This is a genomic window from Thermococcus sp. (assembly GCF_027052235.1).
GTDB lineage: Archaea > Methanobacteriota_B > Thermococci > Thermococcales > Thermococcaceae > Thermococcus.
Map to the genome: position 1 here is coordinate 16,689 of NZ_JALUFF010000051.1, position 18,033 is coordinate 34,721.

Below are 18,033 nucleotides of genomic sequence, written 5' to 3' on the forward strand. Positions count from 1 at the left end.
TGCAAACAAAATCAACAGAAAAATGTAAAAATCACACGAACATCGTCTTCAACACATCGGCACAGCCACAGTGCCTCTCCTCTGGAATCCGGGGTATTCCCTTCTTGAGGAGCTCCTGAACCTTGTAGTTGTTCTCGGCCATGACCTTGAGAACTTCTTGAGCGTCAACCGGCTTCTCGGCCCAGACGTCGTAGTCGGTAACGGTGGCTATGTTGACGTAGCACATTCCGAGCTCGCGCGCGAGGTTTATCTCTGGAACGAGGGTCATGCCTATGATGTGGGCGAACTGCCTGAACATGAAGCTCTCTGCCCTAGTTGAAAACCTCGGGCCCTCAATGCAGACGTAGGTGCCCTTCTCATGCACCGGAAAGCCGAGCTCCTTGGCGGTTTCATAGAATATCTTCCTCAACTCCGGGCAGAAGGGGTCGGCCATGCTGACGTGGGCCACCTTGGGGCCGTTGTAGAAGGTGTATTCCCTCTTCTTTGTGAAGTCGATGAACTGGTCGGTTATGACGATATCGCCCGGTTTGTACTCCTCGCGGAGAGAGCCAACTGCGGTAACGCCTATGACGCGCTCGACGCCGAGCTCTTTAAGAGCCCAAATATTAGCTCTGTAGGGAACCTCGTGCGGGGGAAACTCATGGTGCTTCCCGTGTCTCGGGATGAAGGCGACCTCAACGCCTTCAATTTCGCCTATTTCCACCGGAGCGGATGGTCTTCCATAGGGGGTGTGCACTTTCACCGTCTCCTTGGGCTCGAAGACGCCGTAGACGCCGGAACCGCCTATTATGCCTATCCTCGGCATGGTCATCACCCTGTAAAAATAACGCCCGAGTTATTTAAGGGTTGCCTTTCCAGTGGAAAGAGAACTCCATACTAAAGCTCAACCCCCACCACGCTGATCCGAGTACCAAACGCAAAAGCCAGAGCAAGAACAGATACCATAACTCCAACTAGGGCAAAGCCCTCAACAATCCGGGAATTGGAGATAGCAGGGCGGAGGATGAAGTACAGCAGGAGAGGAATTGGGGAGTAGCGCGGGCGCTTTATCCTGAGTGGAACCGAGAGCAGACCCAGCAGGAGAAGCGCACAGATTGTGGATTCCAGAGTGAAGTCAACGCAACGGATAACATCGTCGATTAATAAAACGAGGAATACCGAGAAAGCGAGGCCAAAGAAAAATCTTTCTGCCACATCTCTTGATTGTATAGCACTACCTCCAGAGAGCCTGAAGGCGATGAGCGAAAGGGCTAGGCCTGCAAAGGACAGGGCCGGAACCCAGCGAACCCAGCAGAGAGAAGCTAAGAGGGTAACGCTGAAGTAGAGGGAGAGAGACGCCATGAGGAGCTTCCCATGCCTAGGAAACCACGCTATTACCGAAGCCAGCCCAAAGATGAACATCCCCACTGAAAAGACGAGACAGGGGAGGTTGTAAAAGGTTATGCAGAATGCATAGCACGTCCCATCGAGAGAGCCGAAGAAGTAGAGCATCTCAAAGAAGGCCAGAATTGCCAGTAAAACCGCGAGGAGCATCCCTCTGACGAGTTTTCCATTTCCACCCGTTTTTGGCTTCATTTACGGTACCTCCTCAAACAGAGGAGCAACCCCACGAGGGATAGGAATGCTTCGTAGGCGAAGAGGTAAAACCCCGGAATCAGGAAGTAGAGGGTTGTATATACACCACCAGAAAACGCAAAGAAAGCTCCGCATCCCCTGTACCTCCACAGAAGGGGAGAGAAGAGGAACAGCAGGATAAGCAACCCGTCAAGAAATTCCCGCGGGTGAAAATAATGGTCAGAAAGCACCATGAGCGGTACCCATAGGAAAAACATCATCAGAAAATAAACGTGGGCTCCCAACACCCGGGTAAGAGCCACCCTGAAATCCATCTTAGAAGAACCAAGGAGTGTGAACAGCATCGACATGATTAGAGCAATCCCAGCGAGAATCCTGTCGAAGCTGGTAACCCCCATAAGAAGCGGAAAGCCGAGGTACGCAACAGCGGTCACGAAAAAGGTCCCCCTCTTGTTCGAGAAAAGCAAGGCCAGAACAACAAGGCCGAGAGATTCCAAGATCGTTGAGAGGGCGAGACATGGATTGTCGTAAATGACAGGTCCCCTTACGTAATAGCACTCGGTCGTGAAGGGAAGGTACATGAATTCAAAGTAGATTATCACTGCTAAGATTACCAAAAGAGAAAGAAGGGATGAAATCCGCCTCAGTTCCATGCTATGTACCCCCAATTTTTGGACATATCGGGATTAGTGTCAAAGGTTGCCATTAGATTGTCCCAAGTGTTACTAACATAAATTACCACACCTTGCTCGTATGGTTCGGAGTGAATTAAATGACGCACGCGCAAAGTGGCATAGGTCTGGTCGTTGCTCCAATCACAATGAAATACTGGCAGGAGTCTTGCACAGTTCAAAGACAGCACCATTAAGCGTCTGATATTAAGCCCCTATATATAGTTTCTCAGTGGAATATAGAACTTAAGGCAAGAAAAACGACCATTTTGGAAAAATTTTAACTGGCAAAAGTAACCCACACCATTTTACCGGTATCCAAAAATTTAATAACCAATGGGAACTAAACATCTGTGGAGGTGGTTCCATGGAAAAGCCGGTCAAGCTCATACTGCCCGAGATTAAGAACCCGGTGTTCATCGAGGGCTACCCCGGGATAGGCCTCGTCGGCCACATAGCCGGGAACTTCCTGGCCAAGGAGCTGAACATGGAGATGATAGGCTACGTTGAAAGCCCGTTCCTCCCGCCAATGACGCTTGTCTTGGAGGGCAAGCCAAACCCACCGCTCCGCTTCTACGGAAGGGACAACATAATAGTGGCCGTCGCGGACATCTACGTCCCACCAACGCTCGTAAACGAGATAGCGAGGGAGCTCGCCAGATACCTCAGGGAGATGAACGCCCGGACTGTGGTCTCCCTCGGCGGGATGGGAATCGGATTCTTCAAGGAGAAGATGGAAGTATGGGGTGTGGGAGCGAGGGAAGAGCTCAACAGGAAACTTGAGGAAGCTGGAGTAAAGGTGCTCCAGTATGGCTCGATAATGGGGATGAGCGGAAAGCTCTTCTGGGAGGCCTCGAAGGAGGGCCTTGACGCCTACGTCCTCCTCGGCGAGACCTTTGGGGACAGACCCGACCCGAGGGCGGCGGCCAACGTCGTAGAGGCCCTGAAGAAGATAGTCCCCATAGAGGTGTCAACGGAGCCCCTCATCAAGGAAGCGGAGATGATAGAGGAACAGCTCAGGAGGATGCACCAGCAGATGGAGGAGGCGAGGAAGAAGGCCCAGCAGCAGTATGAAACCCTCTACCTGTGAGGTGAGAGCATGGAGGCGGTGGTTCTTGCCGGAATAGCCAGAAGGGTCCTCGATGAGCTGTTAAGAAACCCCTACAGGACGATTGAGCTCAGGAGCGCGAGGAACGTCCTTGCGGTGGAGAAAGCCCTAGAGGAGGCCTCAAGGCTGTTCCTTACCTACGACCCCTTCGAGGACGTCTCGGTCGGAACCGAGGGCCTGCTAGCTGAACTCCTTGAGGCGAGGGAGATTGAGACGAGGGTTCCATGGGAGGAGAGCGACGAGAGAGAAGTGACCGTCTGCAGGGCAAAGGTAAAGCTCCTCGGGCTCGGAAGGGTCACCGAGGTTGAGAGGGAGGGAGAGGTGATAATCGTCAGGGTCAGGGAGCTCCTCCCGCACGAGATGGGCATGGGTTAAAAGAGAGTCCTCTGCCTGCCCCTGCTTCTCTCCCTTTTTGGGGGCTCAAGCTTTCTGAACTCAAGACCCTCCTTTTCGAGGAGCTTCCTTGCCCCCGAAGTTAAAGAGGGGGCGACGAGGATTCCCCTAACCCTATCCCCGTACTCCTCCTTTAAGGTCTCTACGTAGCTCTTAAGCTGCCTGACCGCGTGAAGTTCGGCCCGCCTGCGCTTCAGCTCGAGGACGACGACGTTTCCGTCTTTATCCACACCGAGGATGTCCACTATTCCGTGCCTTATCGGTTTCTCCCTGTGAAGGGGCCTGAAACCGTGCTCTATCAGTTCGGGCTTCCTGAATATCATCTCGGCCATCTCTGCCTCGCTGCCGGTGAGGGCCAGCTCCTCGTAGTCCTCCGCCCGAAAGAGAACCACGTGGTATATCTCCTCCATCTCGACCACGAGGGTCTCGCGGGGTTTCCTCCTCACCGAGACGAGGGCCGGAAGTTCGCGCATCTCAAAGCGGACAACGCTTCCCGGGGGTTGCCAGTTGACGGGCTCCCTCTTCTTGCTCTGGTGGACGAGAAAAGAGCCGTCCGGTTTGACGACTATAACCCTGTCCCCGGAACCGAGCTCGCTCTTGGCCCTTCCCTCGTAGTGAACCTTACAGCGGGCAAAAACAACGAGCACAGCTCCCCGGGAGATGGCCCTCTCGAAAATCTCGCGGGCTTCCTCGGGAGCCGGCTCGCTCAGATACTCGACCTTGTTCATGGAAAAAGGTGGGAACGGGGGTTAAAAAATTAGTCCTCAACACCCTTGTCGGTTATCCTGAAGACGGCCTCGCCCTCGGGAAGGTGCGGGCTGTCTATCAAGCGAGCAACCCTCTTCCCGGCCTTGCCCTTCCTGAGGTAAACCCTGAGCGTTGCGCTGTGTGCTAAAATGTGACCGCCGACTGGCCTCGTGGGGTCGCCGAAGAAGGCATCGGGCTTAGCCTGAACCTGGTTGGTGACGAAGACGGCTATGTCGTAGAGGTCCGCAAGGCGATGAAGGTCAGCGAGGTGCTTCGCCAGCTTCTGCTGTCTCTCCGCTAAGGTACCCCTGCCCACGTACTCGCTCCTGAAGTGGGACATGAGGGAATCAACGATGAGTAGCTTGACGGGCCTGTCGGTCGAGGCCTTCTCCTTGATTATCTCCTCGGCCTTCTCAACAAGGAGCATCTGGTGGTTGCTGTTGAAAGCTCTGGCTACATAGATGTTCTTCAGGACTTCATCCGGGTCAAGCCCGCGGTTTTCGGCTATCTGCTTTATCCTCTCAGGCCTGAAGGTGTTCTCGGTGTCTATCCAGATGACCGAACCGCCGAGGCCACCCTCCTCGGGGGGCAACTGGACCATCACGGCCAGAGTGTGAGCGAGCTGAGTCTTTCCACTCCCAAATTCTCCGAAGACCTCTGTTATAGCCTGGGTCTCGATGCCACCACCGAGTAGCTTGTCGAGAGCCTTACTTCCAGTGGAAATCCTGCCTATGCTCTTCCTCCTCTCCATGTATTCATCGGCACGCATGAAGGTTCCGATGTTGGCCGCCTCTCTGGCCGCCTGAATTATCTTGAGGGCAGCGCCCTCGCTTATGCCCGCTATCTCCTTGAGTTCAAGGGGTGAAGCAACGGCTATGGCCTCTATGGTGTCGTAGCCGGCCTCCCTGAGCTTTTCGGCGGTGGCGGGGCCAACGCCCGGAAGGTCTTCAAGGGACTTAACCTCCCTGTCCTTTGAGCGTGAAGGCTTTGAACCGGACTCGCCAACAACTTCAAGCTCCTCAAACTCTTCGAGTTCCTTAACGTCCTCCTCAGCTTTCTTCTTTCTCGCCATAAAGCTCACCCGATACCTTTGTTGAGAGTAACCATCGGGGGTTAATATGCTTTTTGCCCCGCTAAACTTGGATGGCTAACTTTTAAGAGTTTCGTCCATTCTGGAAACCAAAGGATTTTAGGTATCAAAACTTACTGAAAAGGGCAGAAATCGGAAAACTAAAAGATTCGAGGGCTAAGAATACTATTTTCCACTGGAAATTCTCGTCTTGACGACTATCAGCTTGCTCCCCTCCGGGATTTTCTCGTCGAGTGCCGGGCCCAGCACGGGCTTTTCAGTGTAGTAACCTATCGGGAAGAGGCCTTCCCGGGAGAGAACCTCAAGGACCTCACCGTATCTCCAACCCCACAGCTCGGGCCTCTCGACAACAGTTATGTCGTAGCCCTCCCGCGAGGTTGTGAGGTCGTCTATGACGTCAACGACCTCCGGCTCAAAGATTGAGCTCGCCAGCAGGCGACCGGCGAGGCTTCTGCTCAGCACCACCCTGTCGGCCCCGGCCTGCTTAAGCAGTTCGACGCTCTCAAGGCTCAACGCCTCCACCAGAACCCTCGCACGGGAAAGCCTCTTCACCATAAGGGTCACGAAGACGGACTTGGAGTCGTCCTCAAGAGCCAGCACCACCGTGGATGCCCTTCCAACCGAGGCCCGCTCAAGGGTCTCCCTGTTGAGGGGGTCGCCTATGAGCACCTCAACCTCCTCAGGAAGCTCGACCTTCCGTCGCTCCTCCTCGCTCGGGAAAACGACCACGAGGGGTTTCCTCTCAAGCTCCCTCCTCTCCATCGCGGAGAGAAGCTCACCAACACAGCTGGGCACGCTACTCCCCTGACCTATGACGACGTAATGGCCTTCATAACCAATCCTGTGCATTCCCATCATCCTCCTTATAGACGATGAAATGACGTATTCGGCGAGTATAGACACGAGGGCCGTGAAAGTGGATATTCCGGCCACAGAGGCTATCATCGCAACTACCCTTCCTGCTGTAGTCTGGGGAGTAACGTCTCCGTAGCCTATCGTTGCCATCGTTATGACTGCCCAGTAGAAGGCTGTGAAGAAGTCAACGCCCTCGAAACGCTCGAAGAGAATCGCAAAGACAACGGCGAGCATCAGAACGGCCAGCGCTATCTGGATGACCCTGCTCCTCCTGACCCTGATGCCCATGCGAAGGAGTTTTCGAACCACGTGCACCGGAAGCATGTAGAATGTTCAGAGGGGATATAAAAAAGTTAGCGGGAAACAGGGATGAACATCAATGGGTCGAAAGCCCCTTTGAAGTCCCTCTTGTTCCAGTGGAAACAAAGGTCTTTTTCGATGGCTATCGAAATAACCCCCCAGAGTTTCATTTCCACTGGAACCCGTTTTCGGAAAAGGACGGCTTCTCTGCAGGTTGACAAACATAAAAGACCAGCATATTGACTTTTTACATTCTGCTCTATCCTAATGTTCATTTTTTATGCCAAAATTCAGACAAATTCTGAACGTTATAGGTTAAATTCAGTGATAATTATGAACAATGTTCATAGAAATGTATAAATACAATTGCTTAAAGAAAAAATGGGAGAGTTTCACCAAAGTTACAATCTTGTTTTGGGAGTATCTTCAAAAGCCGTCTCCAGTGGAAACAAAACTCCCAGGGGGATATGTTCTGTTTAACTTATTTAAATTCATAAACACTTTTGTTTTCCTAAAATGCCCCATTATGTTCTCCAATGAACCACAATGGATACGCACTTATGTTCATTCTTCTTTCAGAGGAAATGCCTTGCTCTCTATTAGGGCCCTTTCCAAACGCAAAATCCAGTGAACTTTGATGTTCATTGGCATTCCCGATTTCCTCTGCACCCAAAAGTGTTAATAGCCCCGGTGCCCTATTTCCACTGGTGGTTTCTCGTGGAAGGTGATCAGGTACTTGAGTGGCTTCGCGCCGGTAGGGACGATGCGGAGGACATAGTTGACCTCCCGTGGGATGTCAAAGAGCTTGAGAATGGCCTTTACGTGGCTTCCCATCCGAAGATGCCCTTCGACCTGCTCGTGTCTTTCGACGACACCTTCGTTCACCTCGCGGTCCCGTTGGGCCTTGAGACCTATTCCCTCAGCAACGAGGATAAGCTCAAGGTTTACCACACGCTCCTCCGCCTCAACGGGGAGATAAACCTGATGAAGTTTTCGCTAACGGGCATGAACGACGAAGTTTACCTCCTCGCCGACCTCGACCTCAAGAGCCTCACCAAGGGGGAGTTCAACGATGCCCTTACAGCCCTGCTCTTTGGCCTGCTGACCGCCGTCTCGGCCCTCGGCCTCGAAGAGGAGTTTAAACAACTTCTCATGGAGAGAATCGTTGCTATGGTCTATGAAAGACTTCAGCAGGGGAAAAAACGGAAGGAGTTGCTCGACTTCCTCGTTTCCAGGGTTGGCATGGAGAGAAAAGATGCCGAGGCACTACTTGACGAGCTCATGGGTGGTGGGGAGGGGGACATCGGTTACATCTGACTAAACTTGGAGATGTTAAGTGGCGGGGTGGTTCTTGGCATGCCCTCTGCCTGCTCCGAATGTTGCCGGTAAGGCCTCCCTACGGTTTTCATCCGTGTCCACGTTCTCTTTTACATCTTCCTGTTAAGGAAGGAATATAAACCCAATGAACTCATTCCCTATGCTTTCCGGTGTATCCAGTGCTTCCGGTGGAAACGGTTGGATGTTTAAACCAGAATCCTCATAATGTGTGAGTAAATGTCACCATATTTGGTAATATTGGGACATTCGTCGAAATATTGGTTAAATAATTGTCATATAGTCACACAGGGAGTATTGTTTCCAGTGGAGCGTGAGAGCATGAGGGACTACCTGGACTCGATATTCGACAAATACCTCAACGCCAAGAAGATATTTAAGAACAAAGAGGTCCTCAGGCACAGTTATACCCCAAAGGAGCTTCCCCATAGGTACGAGCAGATAGACGAGCTCGCCCATATTCTCGTTCCAGTTCTCAGGGGCGAAACGCCCTCCAACGTCTTCGTCTATGGAAAGACTGGAACCGGCAAGACTGTAACCGTGAAGTTCGTGACCGAGGAGCTGAAGAAGATATCCCGGCGCTACAACGTCCCGGTTGAGGTCATCTACATAAACTGCGAGATAGTCGATACCCACTACCGCGTTTTGGCTAGAATAGTCAACCACTTCAAGGAGGAGAGCGGAATCGAGGTTCCCCTCGTCGGCTGGCCCACTGATGAGGTCTACGCAAAGCTGAAGGAGGTCATCGACGCGAAGGAGCGCTTCGTCATCATAGTCCTCGACGAGATAGACAAGCTCATAAAGAAGAGTGGGGACGACATCCTCTACTCCCTGACGAGGATAAACACGGAGCTTTCGAGGGCAAAGGTCAGCATAATAGGCATCTCCAACGACCTAAAGTTTAAGGAGTACCTAGATGCCAGGGTTCTCTCAAGCCTCAGCGAGGAAGAGGTCGTCTTTCCGCCCTACGATGCAAACCAGCTCAGGGACATACTCATGCAACGTGCCAAGGAGGCCTTCTACGATGGCGTCCTTGACGATGCAGTTGTCCCACTCTGTGCGGCTTTAGCTGCCAGAGAGCACGGCGATGCCAGGAGGGCCCTTGACCTGCTTCGCGTGGCCGGGGAGATAGCCGAGAGGGAAGGTGCCAGCAAGGTGACCGAGAGGCACGTCTGGAAGGCCCAGGAGAAGATAGAGCAGGACACTATGGAGGAAGTAATCAAGACGCTCCCCCTGCACTCGAAGGTTCTCCTCTACGCGATAGTCATGCTCGACGAAAACGGAGAACTGCCCGCGAACACCGGGGACGTCTATTCCGTCTACAAATCCCTCTGCGACCACCTTGACGTTGAGCCCCTCACCCAGAGGCGCGTCAGCGACCTCATAAACGAGCTCGACATGCTCGGCATAATCAACGCCAAAGTTGTAAGCAAGGGCCGTTACGGCAGGACGAAGGAGATACGCCTGAACGTTACCCCCTACATGGTCAAGAACATCTACCGGCACGATGACCAGGTTAGGAGCTTACTCACCCTCAACCTGTCCCGGCAGAGGAGGTTGTTCTGATGCTGGTTGAGGACCTCCTCAAGAACAACTACCTGATAACGCCCTCGGCGTACTACCTCTTAGTTGAGCACTACAAGAAGGAGTTCACCCTCGCCGAGCTGATAAAGTTCGCGAAGTCCCGGGGAACCTTTGTGGTGGACTCGGCACTCGCCGAGGAGTTCCTCAGGAGTATCGGCCTCGTTTCCGGTGGAGCTCCACAGGAAACAGCACCCATAAGGGCCGAAGAAAATGAAACCCTTGAGGCGTACATTGGCCAGAATAGTACTCTTGAGACTTCTTCTAGTGAAAAGTCTTCTGAAGTTAGTGAAAAACCGGAAATCTCGCCTGTTGTTCCGGAATCCGTTTCCGAAGAATCGGCCCCGGGAGAGACCTCTGTTTCCACTGGAACGCCCCCCGAAGAAAAACCCTATGAGGTCTCCACTGTGGGGGAAAAAGGACTTGAACCCACAAATGTGGGGGGCTTGAGTTCCATTTCCACTGGAATTCCTCTCGAAGAAAGGGCTTCTGAGAACTTATCTGATGGGAAAGAAGAACTGACTGGGGAGATTTCAGAGGGGAGGAGTTTTGTTTCCACTGGAAGTTCTGGAGAGGGGAATGAACTCCAGAGCGACTCGGGTGCCGTGAGCGAAGTTGTAGACGTCGCCTTAGAGGGGGCACTTCCACTGGAGAACGGCAACGGGTACGGCCTAACCTCGGACTCCGAGGAGTACTACGAAAACGGGGAGGTAAAGCCGAAGATAGTTTACGGTGATTATGGTGTTCCAGTTGCTTACGTCGCCGAGGACGTCGAGGGGGAGAAGAGCTACTCCGTCTACGATGGCCTCGTGATAAGCCCGAAGGAGGGCTTCGTCTACCGGGCAAAGGAGATTCCCGATGACTATCGGGTGGTCTTTGACGTCAAGAACGTGAAGTTCGAGGCCCCCAAGGTCAAGAACGCCTCAAGCAAAGAGGGCGAAGTCATAATCCAGGCCTACTCGAACTACTTCCGTTCGAGGCTCAGGAAGATGAAGCGAATCCTCCGCGAGAACCCCGAGGTGGGGAGCGTGGTAGACATAGCGAAGCTCTCCTACATCAGGGACGAGGAAGTGACGATAGTCGGCCTCGTGAGCGATAAGAGGGAGACCTCCAAGGGCTTCATCTTCGTCCTTGAGGACGCAACGGGCATGACAAAGGTCTTCGTGAACAAGAACAACGGCGAGGCCGAGAAGCTCAAGTCTGTGATGCCGGATTCCGTCATAGCCGTCAGGGGGAGGCCGGGAAACGGCATATTCTTCGCGAGCAAGGTCTTCCTCCCGGATGTGCCCAAGTTCAGGAAGAAGAAGCCACCACTTGAGGAGAAGGTCTACGCAATCCTCCTGAGTGACATCCACGTCGGCAGCAACAAGTTCTGCGAGAGGGCCTTTGAGAAGTTCCTTGAGTGGCTCAACGGGGAAGTTAACAGCAGAACTGAGGAGGAGCTCGTGAGCAGGGTTAAATACCTAATCCTGGGTGGTGATGTTGTCGACGGAGTCGGCATCTACCCCGGCCAGTACAACGAGCTCGCCATACCCGACATCTTCGACCAGTACGAGGCTTTAGCCAACCTCCTGAAGAACGTGCCCGACCACATAACGATTTTCATCGGGCCCGGAAACCACGATGCAGCCAGAACGGCCCTTCCCCAGCCGGGCTTTTACGAGGAGTACGCCAGACCTCTCTTCAAGCTCAAGAACGCCGTAATAATCAGCAACCCCGCTGTGATAAGGCTTCACGGCAGGGACTTCCTAATAGCCCACGGCAGGGGCATAGAGGACGTCGTTGACTTTGTCCCGGGGAGGAGCCACCACCAGCCGGCCGAGGCTATGCTTGAGCTCCTCAAACTGAGACACCTCGCCCCGACCTTCGGCAACAAGGTTCCCATAGCCCCCGACCCGGAGGATACTCTCGTCATAGAGCAGGTCCCAGACCTCTTTCAGGCCGGCCACGTTCACGTCCTCCAGTATCTCACCTACAACGGCGTCTTCGTCATAAACACCGGAACATGGCAGGCCCAGACAGAGTTCCAGAAGATGGTGAACATAGTGCCAACCCCGGCGCGGGTTCCGATTATAGACGTGGAAACCGCTCGTTTGAGGGCAATTGTTCACTTCGACCAGTTCTGCGAGGGGGTTTGAACAATGCAATGGCTTTTTGGCTCTGACGAAGACATCCTTAAACTTGTTGGCAAGCGGGGCTCCTTCCTTAGCCGGATTGGGGTTGCCGTTGGCATTAGAGATTCGGATTATTCAGTTTTCAAGGAGCTTTACTACGAGTTTATGGATCATTTTAAGTTCCGCTATGGTCTCAATACTCCAAGGAGGGTTTTTGCATCCGTAGACGTTCGGAGGATTTTAATTGATGGATCCGAGTTAAGGGAGTATATGCTCTTTTTGAAGGATTTTGTTAACGATGTTGTGAACGCCTCGGGTCTCTATGTCAATTTTGTTTTTGCTTCGTTTGGAAAGCCAAAGATTGCCCTTCCCGGAAAGGAAAAGCCTGTGAGTGTAAAAACGTTTATTGAGAGCACACTCAAGTCGTATTTTGCGTATATCCCTGTATGGGCTGTTGTTAGTAGGACCGGGATTAAACACGCTAGGATTTATGTGGATAGCTTTTCAACGTCTCCGGAGACCTCCGCTTGGAAAGAGCTATGTAGGAACAACGAGGTTTACGTGGTTCCCAATGGGGATAAAGTTAATTTGCTCATATCTACAGCCGATTTGTTGTTAGGATACATTGGAACGATAATAAGGCTGAGGAACAAAAAACCGGATATTGGTGAGCTGAAATCGTATCTAAAGCCCTTTGGATTCGATAATGAAAGATTTAGAATATATCACGTTGGAAATCGAGACTTGGGTCGTATCATTTATGAGGATCCCTCTGTTAAAATAAATCCTCTCTCTTATCGCCCATTTCCGATTGTTTACTTAGTTCCTGAACTGTCTCCTGTGGGGCTGTTGGCGGGAAGGGACGAGAGAAAACTGGTTGAAGCTTCTCCCGTTTATGAGTATGTCCTTAGGTATGTTGAAGAACGTGAGGGTTCTCTTAAAATTCTTTCCTTTACCGAAGATTTCAAGCACCTCTCGGCAGGGGGCATTATGGTCTCCCTTGGTGAACATGGTAAGCGGATAGTCGAGTATCTCCGTCTTTTGGGCTTTCCCCTTGAGCATCTCAGCGCTCGGGAACTTGTCTCTCTTTATGGGGGTGATCCTTCCGATGAGTAGTTTCTTGAATTTTCGAAAGGTTTTTATTTGGAGCACCCTAAAACTAAAATGGAGATACCGCCAGACTAGGCGGTATCTCCTTGGCCAACTTATGAAGTGCGCCGTTTTTTATTTCATCCTTTATCAGTCATTCATTGGGCTGTTTTATGAGGTGATTTCTTATGACTGAACTCTACTCACCCGAGATGAAGGCCTACTTCGAGTCCCTCCAACGCGAGATTGACAGGGCCTACGAGATAGCGAGAAAGGCCCGTGCTCAGGGCAAGGATCCGAGTCTGGATGTTGAGGTTCCCCAAGCGACTGACATGGCCGGCCGTGTCGAGAGCCTTGTTGGTCCGCCCGGTGTTGCAGAGCGTATAAGGGAGCTCGTAAAGGAATACGGCAAAGAACTTGCGGCACTCAAGATAGTAGATGAGATAATAGACGGCAAGTTCGGAGACCTCGGCAGCAAGGAGCGCTACGCCGAGCAGGCCGTGAGGACCGCTTTGGCTATCCTCACCGAGGGCATCGTTTCGGCCCCTCTCGAAGGTATAGCAGATGTTAAAATCAAGCGCAACGAGTGGGCCGATGGGAGCGAGTACCTCGCTCTTTACTACGCCGGCCCGATAAGGAGCTCCGGCGGAACCGCTCAAGCGTTGAGTGTCCTCGTTGGTGACTACGTTCGCAAGAAGCTCGGCTTGGACCGCTTCAAGCCGAGTAAAGACCACATAGAGAGAATGGTCGAGGAGGTTGACCTCTACCACAGGGCCGTAACGAGGCTTCAATATCATCCGGAGGCGGACGAGGTTAGGCTCGCCATGAAGAACATCCCGATAGAGATAACCGGCGAAGAAACCGATAAGGTCGAGGTTTCCCATAGAAATGTTCCCGGCGTTGAGACCAACCACCTGCGCGGTGGCGCAATCCTCGTTTTGGCCGAGGGTGTCCTCCAGAAGGCGAAGAAGCTGGTTAAGTACATAGACAAGATGGGAATAGAAGGCTGGGACTGGATAAAGGAGTTCGTGGAGGCCAAGGAAAAGGGCAAGGCCGAGGAAAAGCCCTCTAACGGCTCCAAAGCCGAGGAAGCTGGCAGGGAGGAAGTTACGGAGGAGGTCGAGAAGGGCTTTTACTACGAGCTCTACGAGCGCTTTAAGGCCAACATTGCCCCCAACAAGAAGTACACCAAGGAGATAATAGGCGGGAGGCCCCTCTTTGCCGAGCCTTCAACCAACGGTGGCTTCCGCCTTCGCTATGGGAGGAGCCGCGTCAGCGGTTTCGCCACGTGGAGCGTCAATCCCGCGACAATGCTCATCCTCGACGAGTTTATAGCGATTGGGACGCAGATGAAGACGGAAAGGCCTGGCAAGGGCTGTATAGTAACTCCCGCCACTACAATCGAGGGCCCGGTGGTCAAGCTCAAGGACGGCTCGGTGATTAAGGTTGACGACTACGAGACGGCCCTTAGGGTTAGGGAACAGGTGGCCGAGATACTCTACGTTGGCGACGCTCTGGTGAACTTCGGCGACTTCGTCGAGAACAACCAGACCCTTCTCCCAGCGAACTACGTCGAGGAATGGTGGGTTCAGGAGCTTGCCAGGGCCATAGCGGAAACCTACGAGGTCGAGCTCAAGCCCTTCGAGGAAAACCCGAGGGAAGCGGTTGAGGAGGCATCGGAGTACATAGAAATTGACCCGGATTTTCTTGAGGGACTCCTTCGCGATCCGTTACGCGTGAGACCGAGCGTGGAGGAGGCGATACATCTCTCGAAGGTTCTTGACATTCCGCTTCACCCCCACTACACCCTCTACTGGAACACGCTGAAGCCCGAAGAGGTCGAGGAGCTCCAGAAAGCTTTGGTGAACGCCCAGATAGAGTGGGACGAGTTCAGAAAGATAAAGTTCGCGAGGAAGGTAATACTCGACAACGATCCCAAAATCAAGCGCTACCTTGAACTTCTGGGCCTTCCGCACGGGCTTGAGCGTACTGAGGATCGGAGAAAGGTCATCGTGGTGGATTACCCGTGGTCAGCCGCTTTGCTAACCCCCCTCGGCAACCTTGAGTGGGAGTTCAAGGCGAAGCCATTCTTTACTGTCATAGACATCATCAACGAGAACAAGGGAATAAAGCTCCGCGATAGGGGCATAAGCTGGATAGGCGCCAGAATGGGGAGGCCGGAGAAGGCCAAGGAGAGGAAGATGAAGCCGCCCGTTCAGGTTCTCTTCCCGATTGGCCTTGCCGGAGGGCCGAGCAGGGACATAAAGAAGGCCGCTGAAGAGGGAAAGGTGGCGAGCGTCGAGATAGCCTTCTTCAAGTGTCCCAAGTGTGGCCACGCTGGGCCTGAACACCTCTGTCCACGCTGTGGGACGAGAAAAGAGCTCCTCTGGCACTGCCCCAAGTGCAACGCCGACTACACAGAGAGCGAGGCGAAGAAGTTTGACTTCCGCTGTCCCCGCTGTGACATCGAGCTCAAACCCTACGCGAGGAGAACCATAAAGCCCTCGGAACTTCTCAGGGGGGCAATGGAGAACGTCAAGGTCTACGGAATAGACCGGCTCAAGGGCGTAAAGGGAATGACCTCGGGCTACAAGATGGCCGAACCCCTTGAGAAGGGCCTCCTCAGGACTAAAAACGACGTCTACGTCTTCAAAGACGGCACGATTCGTTTCGACGCCACAGACGCACCGATAACCCACTTCAAGCCAAGGGAGATAGGGACGAGCGTGGAAAAACTGAGGGAGCTCGGCTACACCCACGACTTCGAGGGGAAGCCCCTTGAGCGGGACGACCAGATAGTAGAGCTTAAGGTTCAGGACGTAATCCTTCCCTACGAAGCTGGAAAATACCTCCTTAAGGTGGCCCGCTTCATAGACGACCTCCTTGAGAAGTTCTACGGCCTGCCAAGGTTCTACAACGCGGAAAAGATGGAGGACTTGGTCGGGCATCTCGTCATAGGCTTAGCACCCCACACTTCAGCGGGAATCATCGGCAGGATTATAGGCTTCTCCGACGTTTTAGTGGGCTATGCCCATCCGTATTATCATGCGGCAAAAAGACGCAACTGTGATGGCGATGAGGATAGTGTAATGTTACTTATGGATGCACTTCTGAACTTTTCCCGTTACTATCTGCCCGAGAAGCGTGGCGGAAAGATGGACGCGCCTTTGGTCGTTACCACGAGGCTCGACCCGAGGGAGGTTGACAGCGAGGTCCACAACATGGACGTCGTCCGGTATTACCCGATTGAATTCTACGAGGCGACCTACGAGCTGAAATCGCCGAAGGAGGTAAAGGCCATCGAGCGCGTGGAGGACAGACTCGGCAAACCTGAGATGTACGAGGGCATAAAGTTCACCCACGACACAGATGACATCGGTTTGGGACCAAAGATGAGCCTCTACAAACAGCTCGGCGACATGGTCGAGAAGGTTGAAAGACAGCTCGCTTTAGCCGAGAGGATTCGCGCGGTTGATGAACACCACGTTGCCGAAACGATACTCAACTCCCACCTGATTCCCGATTTGAGAGGCAACCTCAGGAGCTTCACGAGACAGGAGTTCCGTTGCGTTAAGTGCAACACGAAGTATCGGAGGCCACCTTTAACCGGCAGGTGCCCGAAGTGCGGCGGAAAGATAGTCCTGACTGTGAGTAAGGGCGCCGTGGAAAAATACTTACCAACGGCCAAGATGCTCGTCACCCGTTATCGGGTCAAGGACTACACGAAGCAGAGGATATGCATGACCGAGAAGGACATAAAGACGCTCTTCGAGAACGTTTTGCCCGAAAAGCAGAGAACCCTGATGGGCTTTTCAGCTGACGTCTGCGAGAGGATGATAAAAGAGAGGACTGGCCATTCCAAGGGAAGGAACGGCTACCTCGATGAGTTCAACGGGAAGGGGAAGCGCGGTAATGGAAAGACCGCCGAGAAGAAGCCCGGAACCGATGGGAAGTCAAAGGCCCTCAAAGATGAAGTCAGGAAGGAGAAGCGCGCTAAGGGGAAGAGGAAGAGAAGGGTGAGCCTCGACGAGTTCTTTGGAAGTTAGTTATTTATACTCCTTTTGTCAAATTCTTAATACAATGAACCAGTTCAAGCTCCTCCCCAGCGTTGCCTACCTGCGCGTTCAGAGGCAGGCCTTCATCGGCTATTCCATGCCTTTGGCGGGTTGGATAGGGGAGTACTTGATTAATTACCAAAAGATCCCCAGACCGAACTTTCTTGGAAGGGCTGTGAGAAAGCTGGGCTTTTCTTTCGTCGGGGAGGAGAGGAACGATCACTTCATAACCCAGTTCTTCACGAAGGGGAGCGTTTCCATAAGCGCGAGCTGGGACGTTGAGAGGGAAAGCCTCTTCCTCCAGCTTATCCCGCTCCGCTCTAAACTTTCCCGCGGGCTTACGGTAAGGGCAGAAAACATAGAGTTCTACGACCAGTACGTGGTCTCAATCGAGCCGGCTGTAAAGCTCCCGCCGGGGATTAGGGGAATAGGACTGAAGGCGCTTATCCTTGAGGACTTCTATCCGATTGAGATTCCCTATTGGGGCATGCTCCACGAGGACTGGGAGAGCGAGCTTAACCTTGTTGTGATGCGCGATGAAATCTACGAGGGGCTGAAGCGCGAGGAATACCGCTGTCCCGTCTGCTTTGCCCCGCTTAGCGAGGAGAATGGAGTTTTAAAGTGCCACAGCTGCGGCTTTACCTACGCTCCCGAGACGGACTTTGAAAGGGTCATGGAGACGTTCACGCTGGAGGAGTTTGCGTTCTAGGAAGCTTTTGGAAAAAGCTTCACCAAAAATACGTAGCTCTCCGCAAAACACGACTTTGAGAGGATTTAACTCATGAATGAACTCTCTATGGGCGAGAACTAACTGTAAAGAAACCTTGAATGTAGGTTTACTTTTCTTTGACGCCCCTTGGGTGTCTTTTTTAAACCTAAACCCTCTCTAACGGGGCAATTTAAAAGTTCTCAATTTCAAAACGGCAATTAAACGAAAACCCTCGCAAAAGTTTAGCCTGTCAAAAGGAGCTACGAACTTTGATGAAACTTTGCGAAGGCAAAGTTTCTATGGTAGCCCCGCCGGGATTCGAACCCGGGTCGCGGGATCCAAAGCTACTCGGAAAAGCCTTTATTCGTCTAATGAAGCTCTCTTAGAGCTTATTTCAGAAGAAGCCTCAAC

The 18,033-nt window shown here is 52.7% G+C and carries 14 protein-coding genes; 8 read left to right on the forward strand and 6 right to left on the reverse strand.

Translation table 11 applies throughout. The annotated features are described in order from the left end of the window. Nucleotides 1–31: 31 nt before the first annotated feature. From MVC73_RS06140 to MVC73_RS06150, 3 genes are all read right to left on the reverse strand, one after another. Complete coding sequence (locus MVC73_RS06140; protein WP_297508412.1) at nt 32–805, reverse strand: S-methyl-5'-thioadenosine phosphorylase; 774 nt, start codon at nt 803–805, stop codon at nt 32–34. Nucleotides 806–876: 71 nt separating this feature from the next. Next, nucleotides 877–1,575, reverse strand: coding sequence for a hypothetical protein (locus MVC73_RS06145; RefSeq protein ID WP_297508355.1), 699 nt, complete (start codon nt 1,573–1,575; stop codon nt 877–879). Next, nucleotides 1,572–2,228: a hypothetical protein gene (locus MVC73_RS06150; protein WP_297508358.1), complete on the reverse strand. Its 657-nt coding sequence runs from the start codon at nt 2,226–2,228 to the stop codon at nt 1,572–1,574. Before MVC73_RS06150 ends, MVC73_RS06145 begins: the two co-directional genes overlap by 4 nt. A gap of 385 nt (nt 2,229–2,613) precedes the next feature. On the opposite strand from MVC73_RS06150, the gene MVC73_RS06155 reads away from it, so the two are divergent. After that, entirely contained in the window at nt 2,614–3,336 is a 723-nt protein-coding gene (locus MVC73_RS06155; RefSeq protein ID WP_297508361.1) for a proteasome assembly chaperone family protein, read from the forward strand. A gap of 9 nt (nt 3,337–3,345) precedes the next feature. Next, nucleotides 3,346–3,729, forward strand: coding sequence for a DUF473 domain-containing protein (locus tag MVC73_RS06160; RefSeq protein WP_297508364.1), 384 nt, complete (start codon nt 3,346–3,348; stop codon nt 3,727–3,729). Here MVC73_RS06160 and nucS read toward each other — a convergent pair. From nucS to MVC73_RS06175, 3 genes are all read right to left on the reverse strand, one after another. Then, complete coding sequence (gene nucS / locus MVC73_RS06165; protein WP_297508367.1) at nt 3,726–4,475, reverse strand: endonuclease NucS; 750 nt, start codon at nt 4,473–4,475, stop codon at nt 3,726–3,728. The genes MVC73_RS06160 and nucS overlap by 4 nt on opposite strands. Before the next feature lie 29 nt (nt 4,476–4,504). Next, on the reverse strand, nt 4,505–5,566 hold the full coding sequence (gene radA / locus MVC73_RS06170; protein ID WP_297508370.1) for a DNA repair and recombination protein RadA: 1,062 nt from the start codon (nt 5,564–5,566) through the stop codon (nt 4,505–4,507). Nucleotides 5,567–5,749: 183 nt separating this feature from the next. Beyond that, nucleotides 5,750–6,763 (reverse strand): ion channel, encoded by a 1,014-nt coding sequence (locus MVC73_RS06175; protein WP_297508373.1) that lies wholly within the window; start codon nt 6,761–6,763, stop codon nt 5,750–5,752. 693 nt (nt 6,764–7,456) lie between these two features. Here MVC73_RS06175 and MVC73_RS06180 point away from each other — a divergent pair. The 6 genes from MVC73_RS06180 to MVC73_RS06205 all read left to right on the forward strand — a co-directional run bounded on the left by MVC73_RS06180 (nt 7,457) and on the right by MVC73_RS06205 (nt 17,622). Next, entirely contained in the window at nt 7,457–8,056 is a 600-nt protein-coding gene (locus MVC73_RS06180) for a DNA-binding protein (protein WP_297508376.1), read from the forward strand. 339 nt (nt 8,057–8,395) lie between these two features. Beyond that, nucleotides 8,396–9,640 carry an ORC1-type DNA replication protein gene (locus MVC73_RS06185; RefSeq protein ID WP_297508379.1) on the forward strand — a complete coding sequence of 415 codons (1,245 nt, stop codon included), beginning with the start codon at nt 8,396–8,398 and terminating at the stop codon, nt 9,638–9,640. Then, nucleotides 9,640–11,793, forward strand: coding sequence for a DNA-directed DNA polymerase II small subunit (locus tag MVC73_RS06190; protein WP_297508382.1), 2,154 nt, complete (start codon nt 9,640–9,642; stop codon nt 11,791–11,793). The genes MVC73_RS06185 and MVC73_RS06190 overlap by 1 nt, the downstream gene beginning before the upstream one ends. 3 nt (nt 11,794–11,796) lie before the next feature. Next, complete coding sequence (locus tag MVC73_RS06195; RefSeq protein WP_297508384.1) at nt 11,797–12,885, forward strand: hypothetical protein; 1,089 nt, start codon at nt 11,797–11,799, stop codon at nt 12,883–12,885. Between the two features lie 161 nt (nt 12,886–13,046). Next, nucleotides 13,047–16,904, forward strand: a complete 3,858-nt coding sequence (locus tag MVC73_RS06200) for a DNA-directed DNA polymerase II large subunit (protein WP_297508386.1) — start codon at nt 13,047–13,049, stop codon at nt 16,902–16,904. 34 nt (nt 16,905–16,938) lie between these two features. Further along, nucleotides 16,939–17,622, forward strand: a complete 684-nt coding sequence (locus tag MVC73_RS06205; RefSeq protein ID WP_297508389.1) for a hypothetical protein — start codon at nt 16,939–16,941, stop codon at nt 17,620–17,622. Nucleotides 17,623–18,033: the final 411 nt, after the last annotated feature.

What these genes read in the sequence shown, in the direction of transcription:
- MVC73_RS06195 (WP_297508384.1), top strand. Translation starts at nt 11,797, where the DNA reads ATGCAATGGCTTTTTGGCTCTGACGAAGACATCCTTAAACTTGTTGGC.
- MVC73_RS06190 (WP_297508382.1), top strand. Translation starts at nt 9,640, where the DNA reads ATGCTGGTTGAGGACCTCCTCAAGAACAACTACCTGATAACGCCCTCG.
- MVC73_RS06205 (WP_297508389.1), top strand. Translation starts at nt 16,939, where the DNA reads ATGAACCAGTTCAAGCTCCTCCCCAGCGTTGCCTACCTGCGCGTTCAG.
- MVC73_RS06160 (WP_297508364.1), top strand. Translation starts at nt 3,346, where the DNA reads ATGGAGGCGGTGGTTCTTGCCGGAATAGCCAGAAGGGTCCTCGATGAG.
- MVC73_RS06175 (WP_297508373.1), bottom strand. Translation starts at nt 6,763, where the DNA reads ATGCTTCCGGTGCACGTGGTTCGAAAACTCCTTCGCATGGGCATCAGG.
- nucS (WP_297508367.1), bottom strand. Translation starts at nt 4,475, where the DNA reads ATGAACAAGGTCGAGTATCTGAGCGAGCCGGCTCCCGAGGAAGCCCGC.
- MVC73_RS06140 (WP_297508412.1), bottom strand. Translation starts at nt 805, where the DNA reads ATGCCGAGGATAGGCATAATAGGCGGTTCCGGCGTCTACGGCGTCTTC.
- MVC73_RS06145 (WP_297508355.1), bottom strand. Translation starts at nt 1,575, where the DNA reads ATGAAGCCAAAAACGGGTGGAAATGGAAAACTCGTCAGAGGGATGCTC.
- MVC73_RS06185 (WP_297508379.1), top strand. Translation starts at nt 8,396, where the DNA reads ATGAGGGACTACCTGGACTCGATATTCGACAAATACCTCAACGCCAAG.
- MVC73_RS06200 (WP_297508386.1), top strand. Translation starts at nt 13,047, where the DNA reads ATGACTGAACTCTACTCACCCGAGATGAAGGCCTACTTCGAGTCCCTC.
- MVC73_RS06155 (WP_297508361.1), top strand. Translation starts at nt 2,614, where the DNA reads ATGGAAAAGCCGGTCAAGCTCATACTGCCCGAGATTAAGAACCCGGTG.
- MVC73_RS06150 (WP_297508358.1), bottom strand. Translation starts at nt 2,228, where the DNA reads ATGGAACTGAGGCGGATTTCATCCCTTCTTTCTCTTTTGGTAATCTTA.
- radA (WP_297508370.1), bottom strand. Translation starts at nt 5,566, where the DNA reads ATGGCGAGAAAGAAGAAAGCTGAGGAGGACGTTAAGGAACTCGAAGAG.